This is a genomic window from Psychrobacillus sp. BM2, from assembly GCF_048572895.1.
Lineage (GTDB): Bacteria > Bacillota > Bacilli > Bacillales_A > Planococcaceae > Psychrobacillus.
In genome coordinates this window covers 765,060-782,704 of sequence record NZ_CP183878.1, presented here as the reverse complement: position 1 = coordinate 782,704, position 17,645 = coordinate 765,060, and the positions used below count along the sequence as shown (strand labels likewise).

Sequence of the window (17,645 nt, the reverse complement as noted above, 5' to 3'; positions counted from 1 at the left end):
TAAATATGCGAAATAGTCTTAAAAATTTCATATTTGTGCAGACTGAGAGTATATACATTTTTATCTAGTATACTATCGAATGTACAAATGGATAACCTTTCCGTTCCGCAAGTAATTCATTATTCCGAGCAAGTAAACTGACAGTGAAAGCAGGTATGTTCCTCTTGAAAGTAAGTAACCTACATGTCCAAGCAAATAAAGAAAGACTTCCCATTTTAAGGAAGCCTGGATTCATCTATTTAATATAAACTCTTTATCAATGTTTCTAACATTATTGGCATTTCCACAAATGCACTGTCTACATGAAGTCTCTCCGTTTTTTGGTGAGCATCCTTACCGAATGGACCAACATTCAGGACTGGTCCTTTTAACTTCGCCATGTCGTCAAATGGAATATTGTAGGTGTCTCCCCATACTGGTGTATTATTTTCAAAAGCAGTCCAGCCCTTACCTTCATCCTCATAGTTCACGTAGCTTAAATCGCAAATTCCATTAAAATAATGGATTTGATCAATTTTATTATTAAATGATAAGCCTGATTGCTTCATCAATTCCACCGCATCTCTAATCAGTGGATCATTAGAAGTGTTAACGGCTGGGTAATAAGGTGGAGCGAATAAGATAACTGTTGCTGGTGCTAACTCCTGACATTGAATCATCAAGTCATCTACTATACGAAGTGATTTTTCTCGGTCATCCCATTCTTCATTTGCCAGCTTTTGTTCTTTAAGCAACTCCACTTGTTCTAATCCTAACTTTTTGTTGGCATATGCTAGTAATTCTTCATAGCGTATAACTTTTACTTCCCCTACTCCCGTTACCTGCTCACGCTCACAAATTATGGAATAATTCTCGTTCAATGCATGCATTGCCTCTTCTGCTACTTGCTCGAATAAATCCATTACCTCCGCAGCAGTTCGTTTTAGTAAAAAAACATTATATAAGGCAACTGCACGATACGGTGTTTGCGTAGAATAAGAAAGTTTCAAATCTTTTTGCTGCAATGAAACAGGTAGAGGCGTGCTCTCTCCAAGGTCCGTCTCGCGGAATGAGTCATTCCACTCCATTCGCTGCGTCAAGAAGGATGCAATATAATTGGCAGTCATACCTTTCATCGGTTCTCCCACATGCGTTTCTTTCCCGTAAAACAAAGCTGCTGGCATGATTTTACCTATTGTGCCTGTATAAATATACTCGGCAATATCAGTAGGATTTTGAGAAAAAGAAGGCTCACTATTTAAAAATAGCTTGTACGTTAAACCAAACTCTTCACGTATACGTACCAAATGAGTTACCGCAGCACGCATACCAGCTGAATTTACCTCTTCATCTGGAACTGTTGTCAAAATAAGATTGATTGGCCACTGCTCGACACTCGCTTTTTCGATCAACTGCATATGCAATGCAAGCCCCATCTTCATATCCATTGTGCCTCGTCCAAACAAATACTTACCAGTCTCCAAATCAGTACGAGCAACTTCAGGCAATTCTTCTGGATTCTCCATTAACTTTTTTGTTAACTCCTCTGGAAAATAAGCAAGCGGCTCCAAAACACCGTATTCCTCTGTCTGAACCGTATCAAAATGACTGATGAGCACAATCGTCTCTGTCGCTTCCTCGTGTTTATATAAAGCAGTTACTACTTGTCTACCAAGTCCTGCATCATGCATTTGTAATAGACTCGGATGATCTTGAAAATAGTGTAATTCTCTAAACTTCTCTACTAATTTAGGGGCAAATGCTCGCTCTCCCTCTGTTAACGTAATACTATCCCAGCTAACCAGTTCACATAGTAAAGTACGAAGCTTTTCAGGTGTATCCCATAACTTACCCATGATAATTTCACTCCAATCAATATTAACTATCTATTTAAAATATAGGTGGTCCACCAAAAACTGTCAATCTATTTCGACTTTTTATTAATATTACTTATTAATTATAAAACTTTAAATTAATTAATTCTTGATTCTATCTATGTGTGTTGATCATTATAGAAGTCTGGCTGATAAATTTGTGATATTTATTTCTAAACTAACTTGCTTATAATTTAATCTAGAAAACGGAAAATTAAAGCATCGAAAATGTCGGTACCACATAAATCTCCTTAACCAACACTTAAAAGTCCCTTCCTGCTCCAAATGTCATATAATTTCCTTCATATACAAAAAAGCAATTGCCAGGACGGCAATTGCTCTCTTTTAGTATTTAACATATGAATTATTTTAAGTTAGACCATTCTTTTTCTAACCAAGTTTTGAATTCTTCGCCTTTGTCACCTTCGTACGTATCATATACATCGATACGCATTCTTTTTAATTTTGTTAAATATTCTTCGAAAGTATGATCTTTAGGTAAACTCTTCTTAACGCGAACAAACACTTTGTTTGCTCCTTTTACTAACTCAAACTTTTTACGCTTTGGTAATTGTGCTTCTTCGCCAAAATCTAATAAACTTTGGAAAGCCGCCTCTTGTACTTTGTAAACAGGATCATTTGCAAGGCGAGTTCTTAAAATGTCTTTCACTTGATTATGGTTGTACTTACCTAACTCAACTACTGCATCATAACGTGCCTTCCAGCTTGCAGTACGATTGGCTGCTTTCTTTAGTTCTTCGTAGTTCTCTGGTAATTCATTTTTTATAGTTTTGTTTCCCATATAATTCAAACTCCTTTATATTCTCTAATTCAGTATTTTCAGCATCCCTTCATTATATACTACTTAAGTCGTATCGCCTAATTTATTTCTATAAGAAGGGCATCCATATTAAGTCTCATAAACTATATACCCAATAAAACTATTTTCTATCTATTAACCTTTATAGAGACGAATGATATACTTCATGAAAGGAGGGAGAAAATTGCGTAATACTGGTCAATTGAAAAAGTATAAATTTTACCTGAAGTTTAAAGGTGGTCATAATCTGATATTCGAAACGAATACAGATATCCGTACAGCTGAAAGGAATAAAGTGAATGGTGGTCTATTTGTAGATACCGAAAACAATTATACGATTAACCTAGCGCAATTAGAAAGTTTAAATGTCAAAATACATCATTGAAAATACATAAGAAATCCAATCTAACATACATCAAGCACTATATTCGACTATACGAAAAAGTGCTTGATGTCTCTACTTTCATTTATTCATCGTTACTTTCTTATCTTGCACCCTTACTAATACCTCTAAAATCTCCGAAACAATGTCCAAATTTGTACTTTGTTTACCTTCCAATAATTCCTTATTGTCCTTCTGAATCATTTTAAATGTCCAATTATTATTAGGAGATGTCAAAACATGCATACCTTCGATAACCCAATGGGAATCCTCTTCGAAAAATACCATTAATCGATTATTGTGTATCATATTTTTTAGTGCATAATCCAATTTACTACTAATATATTTCCAGTTTCCCCTAGAATTAATGGTTTCCAAGGTCTGCACATCTATCACTGTTCCAGCTTTTACCCATTCATTATACGCTACAGGAGGAACAAAAATAGTTTCACTCGCCTTGGAAGAGTGACTTTCTACACCCACAAGCATTCGGGGATAAATGACATTATTCCATACGTGATCGGGAGTTCCATGCACGTATAATGTATATTCGCTTTCATCGTTCTCTTTGCATTCCACTACATGATCTTTACTAAAGTAAAAATAACTTTTTTGATTTCCATCTTTTATAATCTCAACAACCATATTAGTACGCGACATAATCCATAGAGCATTGCCGAAGTTTTCTTCTAATTTTATTTCCTTATTTACTAAATCAATAAGATTAAGCTTATGGAGTTTTTTATAGGTTTTCTCCCATTCTTTTTCAATTTCGTATTTTGTTAGATGTTCGAAGGGATTGGAAAAACCTATTAATGTTTTTGTATTTAACGTTTGCATCATTACAAAAATATCCTGAACTGTAAATGTTGGAATCATTCTTTTCCCTTCTTTCTCTTTTTCTTTTGAGGATCTCTTCTAACTTACTTCAAATCGAAATAAATCGATTAGGTTTTCTTATTCTTTTTCTTTTTCTCCCCGCGTCTCTCCATCTTTAGTAATCCAAACTCTGGATACATTTCTATTACTATTTCCATATGCTTTCGAATAAAAAAGTATCGATGAATGTTAATTGAAGAAATGCAGTAAACAATGATAAAACGGATAGACAAACAATGATTAATATACTTATTCCCGATTCAGTATAAACAAATGACAATATTAATTGTCCCAATATATACGAAGCCCCAGCTAGAAATGCCCAGCCTACCGGAATAGAACGTTTTTGTTGTAGCTTATAATACGTCTCACTGTAAAGAGCCTTCCAATTTAACCAGTTCATACCACCTAATTTCCTATTACACTCTGTTTATTAAATCTTGGTGAGTTAAACTTTAAATACGATACAAAGATATTGGACATTCTATCTATGTTTATAGGATCTCACTCCAAAGTAACTTTAAATTGACTATATTAGTTTTTTTTCTTTTTCTTCCTTTTCGTATACCTATCACTCTTTGCTAATCCAAACTCAGGGTAAAACTGCTTGACCGTCTCCATATTATTTCGTACGAAAAAGTAGCGATGAATATTAATTGATAAGAACGCTGGATAGAGCGATATAATAGAGAGACAAACAATAATCAGTATACTTATACCCGAATCTGTATAGATAAGAGATAGTATAAACTGTCCCAATACATATGAAACTCCTGATAAAGCTGCCCAACCAACAGGAATTTTCGTTTTTTGCTGAAGCTTATAATAAGTACCGCTATAAAGGGCCTTCCAGTTCATCCAATTCATTCCTAATATTAATAATATAAACAGTAATAAGCTGAATAAAAATGCTTCTGGTCCCGATGCTCCAATATTAATGTACAATAGTTTCTGTACAAGAATGAAAAAAACGTACGTATTGACAATACCATACACCCCTAAAAACAAATAATAGGTCTTTTCATTTTTATAAGGGTCCACTATATAAACCATTCCCCATAAAGTTATCAGTATGGCTGGAATGATAGCTGCTAAGAAAAATGGCAGTGAGAAAGGATCTCCTAAAATTGGTAGAATTCCTATTAAATATAAAAGTACAATAAAATCACCAATAATACTCTGTTTATTTCGTGTTGGTGATTCAAATTTTAAATATGATGAAAAAATTTTGTCCATTCTATCTTTTTCTATTAGAAATCTCTCCCCACTATTTGAACCAAGAAGATACAGAGTCGATTAGTCCTTTAGTTCCTATCTTAATCGCATCTCCTACAGAATCTTTTTGTCCATCATTATTTACATCAAATATTTTTATCTCATTCATAGCCGTTGTTACGATTACACCTACAGCCAACCCCACAACAGCACCTGCTACTACTCCAACTGGTCCCCCTAAAGCTCCGGCAGCTGCACCTGTTTGCGCTCCGAGCCAAGCGGAAGCTCCAATAGAAACACCTGCCACCGCTACATCTCCAGTTACATTACTCGCTATTTGACTAGCCGACTCTTCGTTTTGTATACCATGAAAAATATCGCCGCCTACTGTAGCAAATACACCAACATATCCAAGCTTATTGGTAGAATAGCGAAATGCGACTTTTACATTTGTCGCTGGGTCAACTCTTTTGAAAATCTTTTCATAGTTTGTTGCGTTAGGCCCTGAGTAGGTTTTATTTTTTACTTTTATTAATTGAGGTTCGTCAAGTTTTAGAACTGGTTTGGAGACACCTTGTTTCGTTACCCTTGTCTCTCTTTTAATACCAAACCCTTTCGAAGCCAATCTTACATCCTTATAAGTTGCATGCCCGGAGGCTGAAAATGCTAACAAACTAGCTCCTGCATTAATAGGTTTGTCTTTCCAATCGTTTATATTAACGCCAACGGTAGACATAATACCTTCCCATAGACTCTTCTCTGTATAGGCTGGAGCAGATACATCTACACCATTTTCTTCAACTCGTGGATTAGCAGCAAGCATATCTATTTGATGCTGCAAATAGAATTGACCAATAGGTGTTGCATCCTGCACAGAATTCCAAGTATCCGCTGGGAAGTTAACACCCGTTAATCCTTCCTCCATTAAATATTCAATATCTGATAGCCAAACCTCCATATTAAAAATAGCAGCTTCAATTAGAAGTAACGCGTTTGTCTGAGTCAAATCGAATTCATTGAGATCAGTAACTGTATTATCCCTTGAAGTTCTAGCACTAGCAACACCTTCTTGTACACCACTGTCATCTAAATGCGGCAAGGCTACTATATCGGAAACAGAATCCATGAGGTTATTGGATTCATCCGTTAAATTAGTTGTTACTTGAGAAATTTCTGTTAGGCCTTCTTCTACTTCTCCTTCCAAATACGCTTGTCGAATATAGCCATTAGCATCTGGCTCCAAAGCATTCAGTGCGGAATTCATCGTAGTAAGCGTAGTATTGTATAGATTATTAAACGTTAAAAAGAAATGTAGAAAAGGCAAATGGCAATCATTATAAAATGATCTTATTGCATTTCCACCTTCTCCTTTAAGTGATTCCTCCATAGCAACTAAGCCCTGAACTGCAGTTTGAATGGCATTTATTTCGCCTTCAAGGCGAGTAAGCATATTAATATTGCGACTTAGACCATCATGGAATGGTTGTACATCTAAAATTTTCATCGCGCCACCACACTTGTTCCATCTATGGTACATGCCATAGATGCTGATATTTTTTGATCGGACTCTTCCATAAAGTCTACTGAGGCAGTGGTAGTTTGAATATTTTTGGTTGATAATGTTTGATATTTTACAAGTAATTGATCCAACTTTACGGATAATTCATTGAACTTTGTAACAACATCTAGTGTATTCCTCGTAATAGGCGGCTCTGCTTTTGGGTTTAGCAGCTCAACTGCACCAGTCATTTCTCCAAGTTGATTTTCCACATCAGCATAGACGATTTTAACTTCTGTAGACATAACGTTTCTCCCCCTTGCAAGTTAGTTTGCTTTCGCTTGACGCGCGCGTTCTTGCTCCGCTAAAATATTGGCGATTGTTTGTTCAATAGATGCAATTTCTGCATTCAATTCACTTATTCTCGTAGAGATTGCACTAAATACATTAGAAAATTGACTCCCGGATATATCTACATAGCTAGTATGAATACCTGATTCTCGAATATCGTCAAACTTATCTGCATGAGTTCCCTGCCAAGTAGTGGCAGTTAGCTCCGGCTCTAAACACTTAGGTTCATTTGTATTAAATTCGGATTGCTTTCCTTGCAAGGAAGACTGACATGCAGTTAATCTCTGCAGATCGTCCTTCCTTTTAGCTAATAAAGCATAATAATATCCAGGCATATACATTTCCTCCCTTTTTCATTTGGCTGGTTCAGTAGATTCCGAGGTACCTACTAACCTCGGTAAGAAAATGACAAACAAAGTAAGAATACCAATCCCTATTAAGCCAAAAAACAGGATTGTTCTTACACTATTACTAGAGGATTCCTCTTCCATTTTGGAAACTGGTACATCCGCTAAAGTAATATCCTTTTCAGAAAATAGTTTTAGCTCAGAGGATTTTGCTGTTACGGTACTTTTCTCCCCACGTTCAATCGTTTGAAACAAATAGGAAGTGTCTCCTCTGTTAGGAAGCTTCTTTCTTCCATCAAAATATATATCCACTTGCTTCTGAGGAATTGTGTTTTTCATTTCTGTTTTTTTCTTATCATGTAGATAATCTGTGTTTTTCTTAAATTCTAGCTTTTCATAAATAACAGGATCTAAGTCTTCTACCTTTTTTGGTTCTTCCGCAAAAACAACAGTACTAGTTCCAACTAGTATTAAAAACAATATTGGAAACAAAAAACGTAATTTAACTTTCATACGCTTCATCTGCCACAGATGCTTTTGATTTATTACTTTTGTTTTTATTCATAAAGAAAGTAGTCCCTAGCATCACTATTGCAATAACCGCAGTAATTACTGCTCCCCATATAAAGCTAGTTTCCGGTTCATATTTAATAGACATATAAACGATAGATAAAACATCTGGAATATTAATATCTGGCACTGCAAGTATTAGTAATGGAATGATATATAAGCACATCAACGCCAAGCTAGCAAGCCAACCAACTGATTGTCCGAATTCTAAAGCCACACGAATGATGGCTGCGCCTGCAAGCAATAACAGAATCGTGAAAATTGTCCATTCTAATGCACGATGGTCATTTAAAATATACATATAGATGCTGTAGAAACTGATAATTAGTCCAACAAGTACGGACAATAAAGCTGTCATAGCTAATTGGAGACCAATTGGTCCTTCTTTCATCTGATAAGAGAAATATCCGATTAACAAACTACTGATTAATAGAATGATAAATAAAATAACAGGTGGGACTTTCTCCATTTCATCAGAAACTGCTGCTTCGCCTTTCACTTCAAGTGGGTTCACAAAGTGATTAAAGGCATATCCGTTTTCCTGACCATCTACATAAGTATTGGCAAGAAAGTCTTGAATATCATTATCGAATTCAGACATGGCAGCTACATTCGTATCCCATTTACCACTAAATTCATTGGATGTATCTTTTATATTGTCTGCTTTCACAGTTAGGTCATTTGCGTAATCTACTAAACTGCTTTGTTTTTGTGATAAGGATTGAATCATTCCGCTTAAAGTTACAAGCTGACTAGTTACATTTTGTTGACCAGCCATTACTTCTCCCTCTGAAGTAGCTGCAACTGGCTCGCCAGACGGAATCATATTCGCTGGATTTTGAATTTGTGCAAGTAATACATTTGCTTGTTCATCAATAGAATTTAGTTCATTGACGAGCGATGCATGTTGCTGTTCCGCAGTTTCTTTATAACCTGACATGATGGCCGCAAACGTTGTACTTAAGTCGGACATTCCTAGCTCAGTTTCTGGAATAGTCGCTGATACAGAGTCCCAACCCTCTAATTCCAATTCGTTAATATCCACTGCATTTTTTAGCAAAGCTGTTAAAATTTCATCCTTTAAAACTGCATCCTTATTGGCACTATCTCCACCCTCATTTAGAGTGAATTCAAATTGTTCTAACGTAGCGTAGTAGGATAACAAAGAACTTGTATCTGTTTTAGCTGCACCTTTTGCAAAGAGCTCTTGTAATCTAGCTTTCTGATTCTTTGATAGGTGAGTATTTGCTAACAAGTCCTCTTCTTTTTGTATTATTTCCATTCCTATACGTGCAGTATCAGTTGGATAAGTATTTACAACCTGTTGGACAGATTCATATTCTCTATAAATAGAGCTATAGTTTTCTAATAGTTTTGCATACTCTGTAGAAGCTTTTGAATAGTCAGTAGTTCCCGTTTGGTTTGCATTTAACCATGTAGTTTCTCTTTCAGTTAAGCCTGCTGTAATCGAACCAAGTTCCACTTGAAGCTGATCAATTTCGCTTATAAAAGTGGATGAAGGATCCGTTTCAGCTACTTTTGTTTTTAAGGAAGTTAATGCAGATAATATACTATCCACTTTCCAACGTTCTTGCTCTAATCCTGGTAAAGTAGCAGAAGCTTTCTCCGCTGCTTTTTGCTCTAGCTGTTCTTTAATAGGAGTAAGCTGATTTGGCTCTGTTCCTAGAGAAGCTGCTGAAAGCACTGCATTGCTACTTTTTCCTGTCTCAATGCCTTTTTCAAGATTACTTAAAATGGTATTATTATAGCGGTCGATTGCCGTACCTTGTACTACTATTAAGTCCTTAAGCTGACGATTTACTTCGTTTTTACGTAGCTCCGATAATGCTTCAAATTTTTCTTTATTTGTATCAACGATTGCATTTACTTTTTGAATTTCATTATTAAGTTTGTTATTACTATCCTCCAGCATTTGCACAGACTGATTGAATTGCTCTGCTTGGGTTGCCGCAGCTGCGTGAATTTTGGCTAGACTGTCATCCTGTACTTGCTGTAGTATTTGTCTCTGTGTATCTTGAAATTCCTTATATTGCTGTACATAGGTGATGAAGTTGTTCATTTGTAAGCCAAACGAATCAGCGTTTTCAATACGACTAGTATGTGCATTATTTGCAGATCCGATCGTAGTTTGCAAAGATGCCATTTGGTCCTTTTGTCTTTGCATTTGTTCAGCCAATGTTTGTGATTCTGGCTTATAATAGGCAGACATGGCACTAAGGAACTCTGTTTCTTTTCCTAAAATACTCGTAAACTCTTTTTTAATATGGTTCATTTCCTGTGCTATATAGCTCCAGTACAAAGTAGAGATTTTATCATTTACTCGGTCTGTTGCTACTTCTATCTCATGTAAAACATGTTCTTTACGTAATCCAGTTTTCTGACGCTGTACTTGATATGCAAACTCTGCTTTTTTCGGATTTTGTTCGTCATAAGACATTATATTACCCGAGAAATTGGAGGGTATATAGACAATTGCGTCGTACTGGTTGGATTTTAGTCCGTTCTCTGCGGCTCCACGCCCCATCACTTTCCATTCGTAATCCGAGTCATCCGCTAAAATGGATACTACTTCCACACCCATTTGTACCTTTTCTGAATCCTTCGTTAATCCCATATCTTCATTTACGATAGCAATCGTACGTTTATTTGTGTTATTCAAATCGAGAATATTAACGCCCATCAGCTGGAAGAAAATAATGGGAATAGCTAAGATAAATAGAATTCCAACACCATATTTTAATAATCTGGCATTTTTACTTGATTTCATTGTATGTTCGTCCTCTCCAACTCACTTAATGGAATTTTTACTTTCGTTGCATTCCCATTCAAAATATAATGTGCAAATCCAAGTGGAAGCTCTGCTTCTTTGCGTTCATACGCAACTGTAAACAATGTTTGCTCCGATTTTTTCATATACACGAGCGCCTGTCTGACAAGCTTCAGCTCATTCGTAAAGGCGTCATAGCCCTTCGTGATTTCAGCATTATTTCCTGACATGATGACATTAAAGCCTAGGTGAGAGTAACGCTTCATCAATTTAGCTAGTCTATCCTGCAGACTAATATCAGCTACTTGTAGGAATCTTGTATATCCATCGATGACGAAATAAGAAAGGGTGATTTCTACAGATTTACCTAGTTGAATATTTTCAAGGTAAGTTCGCTCTACTTCAGCATAATATTGTTCGGTTCGAGTAATCCATTCTGCCAAATTCTCTTTTGTTTCCAAATAGTCAATGGCTTCATAATCAGCGAATCTTGATAACCCTCGGTCAAACGAATCAAATATAGAAATGAATCCTGTCTTCTGTTCTAAAAGTGTGCGAAGCATCCAATTAATCGTATTTGTCTTCCCTCTTTGAACCTGTCCAATAAGTAGACAATGACGATTTTTCTTAAAGTCAATGGAAATTGGAAGCACTGTATCCTCATCCAGCCCAATTGGAACGATTCCATCTTTTTTCTTTTCATCCAAGTAGAAGGAGAAGTTTGTAGATGTAAGCTCGAGCGGGAGCATCGGAATTGGTTTTGGAAGAATTTCTTCCAAGTATTGTTTTCGTAAATTACTCACTTTTAACTTAATGGACTCCAATACTTCATAGTCATCAGCTCCACTAGCAGGTAGGTAAATTTGTGCAAAGTAGGCATCCTCTTTTTTCACGATTGCTCTACCTGGGAATGGTTCTAAGTCAAATGGTACTCGGCCGATAACTGTAAATGACTCCGTCGTATCCATTAAATAGTGGACAATCTTCGTTTTTAAGTTATTCATCAAGGACTGTCGAACGGATTGAACTCTTGTTGCAGCCACAAACAAATAAATTCCCAGTGATTGCCCATCACGACCAAATTGAATTAGTTGAGCCTCTAACTCTTCCATCTCTTCACGGACAATATCATAATTATCTACGACTATATATAGAAGAGGTAACGCCTGCGTTGATAGCTTATTGTACATATGAATGTTACTAACCTCTGATTGCTGGAAGGCAATTTTACGTTTAGCGATTACTTCTTTTATTATCTTAACTAATTTATCTCTTTTCAGTTCTTCATCGATCGTGAAGTAATCGGCTGTATGTGGGAGCTGTCTAAGTGGTAATAGCGATCCGTTTCCATAATCGAGCAAGTAAAAGTTTATTTGCTCTGGGGAAAGGTTTTCCGCAAGTCCCAATAAAGTTGTAAGCAATGTAGATGATTTCCCATAGCCAGAGGAACCAAATACACCAAGATTTCCATCCTTTGTCCAGTTATATGCAATTGGTGTCTGACTTTGCTTATCTGGTTCGTCAATCATTCCTATAGGGAATCCAGTTGGACTACTAGATATGTCTAGTTGATTTTCAAGACGTAAAGGTAAAGGCTCTAACCAAGGACTAGCTACTTTTTGAATATTCATCTCAGCAGTTGTCTCCGCAATTTTCGCTGTCACTGCTTCCATTTCTGTCATTCCACTCGATTTCTTTTTCACATTTGTTGCTATACCAGAAAGTGGGTATAAGCCGAGGTCAGTGACAATCGCGACATCATCTTCTCCCTCTAGTACTTCTTCCTTATAAGGGGCCCCGCTCCATGCAGATTGGAATAGCTCATATACTTCATTGTTCCCAACTTGTAGATAACCGCGGCCAGTTACGGTGATAGATGCTGCATCCCCATTTTTTAAAATTTCTTTACTATCCGATGCGTCCTGTACCTTTAGTGCAACTCGGAATCTCGCATTACTCCAAATCTGTTCATCTATAACTCCACCAGGCTTTTGTGTAGCTAAAATAAGATGTACACCTAAACTCCGACCGATGCGAGCAGTACTCACAAGCTCTCGTATAAATTCCGGTTCCTCCCGTTTTAACTCTGCAAACTCATCAGAAATGAGGAACAAATGTGGAAGTGGTTCCATCGCTCTTCCTTCTTTATAGAGTGTCGTGTAATCATCAATATGCGTAACGATGTATTGATCAAACAGTCGCTGTCTCCGTTTCAGCTCACTATTTATAGAAGCAAGTGCTCGCATACTAAAGTTTTTACTGCCTTCAATATTCGTAATTGTTCCCAATAAATGCGGGATATGCTTGAACGGTTGTGCCATTCCTCCGCCTTTGTAGTCGATCAATAAGAAAGCCACTTCATGTGGATGATAATGAACTGCAAGTGATAATATATACGTCTGTAGAAACTCACTTTTACCAGAACCTGTTGTACCTGCTAGTAAACCATGAGGACCATGCGCCTTCTCATGCAAATTAAGTGCAACAAGCTCATTTTTTCCTTTAAAACCAATCGGTACAGCAAGTGATTTTGCTGATTCATTTAATGTCCAATTTCGAACTATTGGAACATCTTCAATATCTTTTACACCGAACATCTCTAGGAAACTAACCGAGTTTGGAATAGAGTTTTTTATACCTATTTGATGATTTAACGTTCGAAGCATTCGGCTAAATCGTTCGTTAGTATTCACATCAAATTCATCTAAGTTAAATGGAATATCTACAGCCCTGCCTGCCTCAATGAGAATATCCCCTTCTCGTTCGTTTACGTATCGAATAAGTGTGTGAACATTCTCAGTCATTCGTTCTTGAGCAGATTCTGCGAAAATAACCGAAATTCCAAGGTCTTTTGTATGTTTGCTTTCCAAATATTCTAAGATGACATGCTCTGCAAGTAATGAGTAATCCGAAACGAAGAAAACTAAATGTGGTGCAAATATTGTTTTGCCCTTCTGATCATCTGTATCTCGTTCCCGAATAATCTCATATAACGAAGATAGTAATTGATCTCTGGTTTCTTCGTTATGTATCAATCCTCTTGCATGCATATGCGGTAGCTTAAAATGGGGTAACCATTTCATCCACTCTATATCCACATATTCCTCATGTTTGAAAATATATATAAATCTTGTATCATGATAGCTTTGAGAAAATGCTAATTGGCCAATTATTTGCTGAAGTTCACGCTTTATCACTGATTCTTTACCAGTTAATCCTAAAATACCTTCGGATAATTTCGTTGTAATTGGTGCAGAAGGAATCTCTTTGTATACCTGCTCCATTCGCTGAGCTTGTTCGAGCAAATCATCTATTTCCCTATTAGCTAAATCACCAGAGGATAGTTTAATCTCGTAGCTAGCTTTCACATTTCCAGTTCCTAATCTAAACTCTAAAAAGTCATGGCTCTCCAGTGTTCTTTCCCAAATCCTACTGGATAAGTCATTAGTCATTTGTTTCATTTCTTCAAAATTAGGGAAATGATAATTCAACACTTTCTTTTGTTTCTCGGCTAGCTCGTAAAGCTCTTCTCTCATGTTTTCTAAATAGGCTTTATATACCCTGCGCCGTTTTTCCGCATTTCGCTTATGCTTCTTTTTGTCACGGAAATATTGAACAGTGGAGGTGACTAAAACTGTTAAAAACATTGTGATGGAAATAATAACGAAAATGCCTCTTGGGATAAAGATTGCTACAAGTGCCATGACAACTAGCATCACAAGTGGTGGAGCTATAATAAGCCATAATCCTCTTCCGGAATCATCCGTTTCCTGGGTAGGAAATGTTAACGAAATTTTGTCATCTGGAAGATCATAAATCATTCTAGGTGTACGACGATAGTCAGGATACATCTGCAGAATTTCAGACTTCGGTACATCTATTATTGAAAGCTTTGTTGTATAAGGAACCGAAGCAGACACTTCTAGTAAATCTTTTTGGAGTAATTTTATTTCCATGAATGCCCATTGCAGCACATCCCCGTCAGCCAGAACCGTGTTAGATTCCACTAACTTGCCATTTACATATAGAGGGCAGCCGAAATCTTTCTTTATAATCCAACCATCATTTATTTTATTTATCGAGAAGTGTCCAGACTCTACTCTTGGAAAACTGGTTTTCAGTCTTTGAAACGTTGCAATTTCTAATTGGGTATCAAATGAAATCTCATTATCAAAGTCTATAAAGTACGTGTTTGAAGATGCTGGAGCGGAAGAAGCATACAAATGAATCACTTTTTCTTTCTGTTCAATCGTAAGACCCTCATCGTCTGTCAGTCTTCCAAAGGAATTGTCTCCACTATAAGCAACTAACCCATCTTTCTCCTTTTTTAATGTAATAGGACCATTAACAAATGGAAATGTCTGTATTGTAATATCATGTTCAATGGCAGGACCAATGGTTAAAGATGTAAAGTCACTTTCTGGTAGAGTAATCCGCTGATAATTTTCGTCGTAAAACAACCATAATTGTTGCAATAGTTACACCTTCTTTCAAACCACTTTAGAATTTTGTCTATCCGCATTTTCTTCCTCTGTTTGCTGTCACTCTGATTGATTAGTTTGTTGCTGTTGCTCTTTCTGTTGTTGCTCTAGTTCTTGTTGTTCTTTTTGTTTTTGCTCTAGTTCTTGCTGTTCTTTTTGTTTTTGCTCTAGTTCTTGTTGCTCTTTTTGTTTTGTCTCTAGTTCTTGCTGTTCTTTTTGTGCCTGCTCAAGTTCTTGCTGCTCTTGTAGTTCTTGTTCTTCTACTTCTTCCATCAACTTTTCATATTCTTCTACTTCTTGATCAATTTCGTTTAGCTTTTCTTGCATTTCTTCACCGGTTAAATCTTTATCTGCCTTCACTTCTTCTCTTAACTTCAACAAAGCATAAGTGATTAACTCGCCATCTTCCATTGCCCTAGCAATATCTACCGCATTTTCCGCTTCACCACGACCAAGATAAATCCAATATTTTAAATAATCCGCATCGGTTTGTAATGTAATATTTGAAAGTACATTTTCTTTTTGTTCTTCATCCAAGCGTTCATTGGTAACAGATGAGTACGCAAGTTCGTAAAGAACAATATATGGCATGGACTTAACGCTATAAGGACTTAAAGTTGTTACTACTTGGCTGTAGTTTTGACCGAGGAAAGATGCTTGACTATCTATAAAGCTTTTAGTTTTTGGCTTTTCATGTACAAAATATATGATTGTAAATACAATTGCTGGAATAATAAGTACAGCTAGCCCAATCGATAGCCATTTGGTTACTTTCCACTTTTTCCGGGGAAGCTTCACATTTTCTTGTTCTTTTACTTCTAATTGCTCCATTTGCTCACTTATGAAGTCCAGTAAAGAGTCACTTTCTTTCATCGACATAATGGTAGCGCCCATTTCCTTTAGTTCAAGAATCTCGGAGTACTTTAAATACTCTTCAAATGTGAAAGAGCCGTCTATTGCTGCTGCAACTACGGCTTTGGTTTCTAACCAGACGCGCTCATCATTTGTTTCAAAGGGTGGTAAACTTCCTAATACCCCGTAATAAAGAAATACAGGATTCATCCCTCGGCTATACACAATGTTTTCTGGGGATACGATTAAATTTAAGCGAGGGTATGGATGCGAATAAACCTTCTCCACCAGTTGGTACGCAAACATCCAACGAGATTTTTCATCCTCCGCTTGAATAACATCAAAACGCTTAAAGGACGGTGGGATATCCGCTTGAATAATTAGCTCGTCGTCGGTTATTACTATGTCTTTTTTTATTTTCGGATTAACTTCCTTCAGAAAAATAATTTCTTCGGTTCGTTTAAAACCTACTCGCTCTTTTTGAAAGACAAAAGTAGTTTTAAGCGGTTCTTCATTTATTTCTGCACCTATTCGGTTTTTTAAGTATGTATGTGAACGTTTGGCCATCTTTGTAGCTCCTTCAAATAATTTCAATTCGGTCACCTGTCGTTATCCCACAATAGGCTAACGTCAAATGTCCAGGGAATATTTTATCTTTATTCACTACGCGCACCCAATGACCTTCGCGTGGAGTTTTGGAGATAGAATTGGCCTGCCAGGCAATATCAATCATTTTTTTCATTGTATAGTAATCAGAAAGTCTTAGATCAAAGACTTTTCCATCGTATTTAGAAAGATCTACTGTAATTTCTATATACATTTTCTCACCCCAATTAAGGAAAAAGCGCCTTCCTGTATGGGAATGACGCTCTACTATTTTGACATGCTCAAAAAGATAGATTATCCGCGAATTTGACTAGCAACTTGTTGATCTGCATCTTGCAACGCTTGACCAGCACGGCTTAATTGAATACCTACTTCGCTTAATAATTCACGCATTTCATTGAAATGAGGCTTAAGTCTTTCATATTGCTCAGCGAAAGCAGCACTAGAAGAACCTTCCCACATTGATTGCAATTCACCGATCATTCCGTCTAGGCGACCAATTTGAGAAGCAACCTCCCCTGATTCATGGTTGTAGCGAGAAGCCATAGCATCTAACTCAGCTGGTGTTACGCGAATAATTCCTGACATTCCATACATCTCCCTTATCTTGAAATTTTGTGGCATTTATAAAATAACTGCGTTGTGCTTAAAAAGCCCTCACAGATACTTCCTTTACTTGCAAAAAAGAGTAAATTATAGTTCAACTAATACCCGATACCCTCTATCTACTAATTTATAAACCTATTTTCTTATAAATTTGCAAATTTTTTTGAAAATTTACAAACTACATAATATGGTAGAAGTATTAGCAAACTTTTCCTTTATATAATAGATACCACTACATATTCTTATAGTCAAAATTACTACAAAAATCCAAAAATTTTTCTAGAACTATAAACTCATAGACTTTTGTCACGTAATTTCACTACTAAATTTATATAACATTTTTTTGTTTTTGATTTTGGACAAAAAGAGAATATTTAAGCGCAAAAATACTAAATAA

The 17,645-nt window shown here is 36.4% G+C and carries 15 protein-coding genes; 1 reads left to right on the top strand and 14 read right to left on the bottom strand.

The features are described 5' to 3' along the window. Positions 1 to 239 precede the first annotated feature (239 nt). Complete coding sequence (locus ACN6MX_RS03410; protein ID WP_419961280.1) at positions 240 to 1,835, bottom strand: M20/M25/M40 family metallo-hydrolase; 1,596 nt, start codon at positions 1,833 to 1,835, stop codon at positions 240 to 242. A 382-nt stretch (positions 1,836 to 2,217) separates the two neighbouring features. Beyond that, the gene (locus tag ACN6MX_RS03405) at positions 2,218 to 2,655 is read right to left on the bottom strand and encodes a HEAT repeat domain-containing protein (protein WP_419961279.1); all 438 of its coding nucleotides are present in this window, start codon (positions 2,653 to 2,655) and stop codon (positions 2,218 to 2,220) included. A 202-nt stretch (positions 2,656 to 2,857) separates the two neighbouring features. Here ACN6MX_RS03405 and ACN6MX_RS03400 point away from each other — a divergent pair, with 202 nt between their 5' ends. Then, on the top strand, positions 2,858 to 3,058 hold the full coding sequence (locus ACN6MX_RS03400; protein WP_419961278.1) for a hypothetical protein: 201 nt from the start codon (positions 2,858 to 2,860) through the stop codon (positions 3,056 to 3,058). 78 nt (positions 3,059 to 3,136) lie between these two features. Here the strand turns inward: ACN6MX_RS03400 and ACN6MX_RS03395 are convergent, their stop codons facing one another. The 12 genes from ACN6MX_RS03395 to ACN6MX_RS03340 all read right to left on the bottom strand — a co-directional run bounded on the left by ACN6MX_RS03395 (position 3,137) and on the right by ACN6MX_RS03340 (position 17,230). Next, on the bottom strand, positions 3,137 to 3,934 hold the full coding sequence (locus ACN6MX_RS03395) for a hypothetical protein (RefSeq protein ID WP_419961277.1): 798 nt from the start codon (positions 3,932 to 3,934) through the stop codon (positions 3,137 to 3,139). 148 nt (positions 3,935 to 4,082) lie between these two features. After that, complete coding sequence (locus ACN6MX_RS03390; protein ID WP_419961276.1) at positions 4,083 to 4,337, bottom strand: hypothetical protein; 255 nt, start codon at positions 4,335 to 4,337, stop codon at positions 4,083 to 4,085. Between the two features lie 131 nt (positions 4,338 to 4,468). After that, positions 4,469 to 5,170, bottom strand: coding sequence for a hypothetical protein (locus ACN6MX_RS03385; protein ID WP_419961275.1), 702 nt, complete (start codon positions 5,168 to 5,170; stop codon positions 4,469 to 4,471). Positions 5,171 to 5,201: 31 nt separating this feature from the next. Then, a complete protein-coding gene (locus ACN6MX_RS03380) occupies positions 5,202 to 6,653 on the bottom strand; it encodes a ribonuclease YeeF family protein (protein WP_419961274.1) in 1,452 nt (483 codons plus the stop codon). Further along, positions 6,650 to 6,952, bottom strand: coding sequence for a YwqI/YxiC family protein (locus tag ACN6MX_RS03375; RefSeq protein WP_419961273.1), 303 nt, complete (start codon positions 6,950 to 6,952; stop codon positions 6,650 to 6,652). The genes ACN6MX_RS03380 and ACN6MX_RS03375 overlap by 4 nt, the downstream gene beginning before the upstream one ends. Before the next feature lie 21 nt (positions 6,953 to 6,973). After that, a complete protein-coding gene (locus ACN6MX_RS03370) occupies positions 6,974 to 7,333 on the bottom strand; it encodes a YwqH-like family protein (RefSeq protein WP_419961272.1) in 360 nt (119 codons plus the stop codon). Positions 7,334 to 7,351: 18 nt separating this feature from the next. Beyond that, positions 7,352 to 7,858, bottom strand: a complete 507-nt coding sequence (locus ACN6MX_RS03365) for a type VII secretion EssA family protein (RefSeq protein WP_419961271.1) — start codon at positions 7,856 to 7,858, stop codon at positions 7,352 to 7,354. Next, the gene (esaA, locus tag ACN6MX_RS03360) at positions 7,848 to 10,703 is read right to left on the bottom strand and encodes a type VII secretion protein EsaA (RefSeq protein WP_419961270.1); all 2,856 of its coding nucleotides are present in this window, start codon (positions 10,701 to 10,703) and stop codon (positions 7,848 to 7,850) included. The genes ACN6MX_RS03365 and esaA overlap by 11 nt, the downstream gene beginning before the upstream one ends. Beyond that, positions 10,700 to 15,178 carry a type VII secretion protein EssC gene (gene essC, locus ACN6MX_RS03355; RefSeq protein ID WP_419961269.1) on the bottom strand — a complete coding sequence of 1,493 codons (4,479 nt, stop codon included), beginning with the start codon at positions 15,176 to 15,178 and terminating at the stop codon, positions 10,700 to 10,702. The genes esaA and essC overlap by 4 nt, the downstream gene beginning before the upstream one ends. A gap of 66 nt (positions 15,179 to 15,244) precedes the next feature. Further along, positions 15,245 to 16,603, bottom strand: a complete 1,359-nt coding sequence (gene essB / locus ACN6MX_RS03350) for a type VII secretion protein EssB (RefSeq protein WP_419961268.1) — start codon at positions 16,601 to 16,603, stop codon at positions 15,245 to 15,247. 13 nt (positions 16,604 to 16,616) lie between these two features. Next, positions 16,617 to 16,856: an EsaB/YukD family protein gene (locus ACN6MX_RS03345; protein WP_419961267.1), complete on the bottom strand. Its 240-nt coding sequence runs from the start codon at positions 16,854 to 16,856 to the stop codon at positions 16,617 to 16,619. A gap of 80 nt (positions 16,857 to 16,936) precedes the next feature. Continuing rightward, a complete protein-coding gene (locus ACN6MX_RS03340) occupies positions 16,937 to 17,230 on the bottom strand; it encodes a WXG100 family type VII secretion target (protein ID WP_090565261.1) in 294 nt (97 codons plus the stop codon). Positions 17,231 to 17,645: the final 415 nt, after the last annotated feature.

Excerpts from the sequence above, each read along its gene's own strand:
- ACN6MX_RS03410 (WP_419961280.1), bottom strand. The coding sequence starts at position 1,835 with ATGGGTAAGTTATGGGATACACCTGAAAAGCTTCGTACTTTACTATGT.
- ACN6MX_RS03405 (WP_419961279.1), bottom strand. The coding sequence starts at position 2,655 with ATGGGAAACAAAACTATAAAAAATGAATTACCAGAGAACTACGAAGAA.
- ACN6MX_RS03395 (WP_419961277.1), bottom strand. The coding sequence starts at position 3,934 with ATGATTCCAACATTTACAGTTCAGGATATTTTTGTAATGATGCAAACG.
- ACN6MX_RS03390 (WP_419961276.1), bottom strand. The coding sequence starts at position 4,337 with ATGAACTGGTTAAATTGGAAGGCTCTTTACAGTGAGACGTATTATAAG.
- ACN6MX_RS03385 (WP_419961275.1), bottom strand. The coding sequence starts at position 5,170 with ATGGACAAAATTTTTTCATCATATTTAAAATTTGAATCACCAACACGA.
- ACN6MX_RS03380 (WP_419961274.1), bottom strand. The coding sequence starts at position 6,653 with ATGAAAATTTTAGATGTACAACCATTCCATGATGGTCTAAGTCGCAAT.
- ACN6MX_RS03375 (WP_419961273.1), bottom strand. The coding sequence starts at position 6,952 with ATGTCTACAGAAGTTAAAATCGTCTATGCTGATGTGGAAAATCAACTT.
- ACN6MX_RS03370 (WP_419961272.1), bottom strand. The coding sequence starts at position 7,333 with ATGCCTGGATATTATTATGCTTTATTAGCTAAAAGGAAGGACGATCTG.
- ACN6MX_RS03365 (WP_419961271.1), bottom strand. The coding sequence starts at position 7,858 with ATGAAAGTTAAATTACGTTTTTTGTTTCCAATATTGTTTTTAATACTA.
- esaA (WP_419961270.1), bottom strand. The coding sequence starts at position 10,703 with ATGAAATCAAGTAAAAATGCCAGATTATTAAAATATGGTGTTGGAATT.
- essB (WP_419961268.1), bottom strand. The coding sequence starts at position 16,603 with ATGGCCAAACGTTCACATACATACTTAAAAAACCGAATAGGTGCAGAA.
- ACN6MX_RS03345 (WP_419961267.1), bottom strand. The coding sequence starts at position 16,856 with ATGTATATAGAAATTACAGTAGATCTTTCTAAATACGATGGAAAAGTC.
- ACN6MX_RS03340 (WP_090565261.1), bottom strand. The coding sequence starts at position 17,230 with ATGTCAGGAATTATTCGCGTAACACCAGCTGAGTTAGATGCTATGGCT.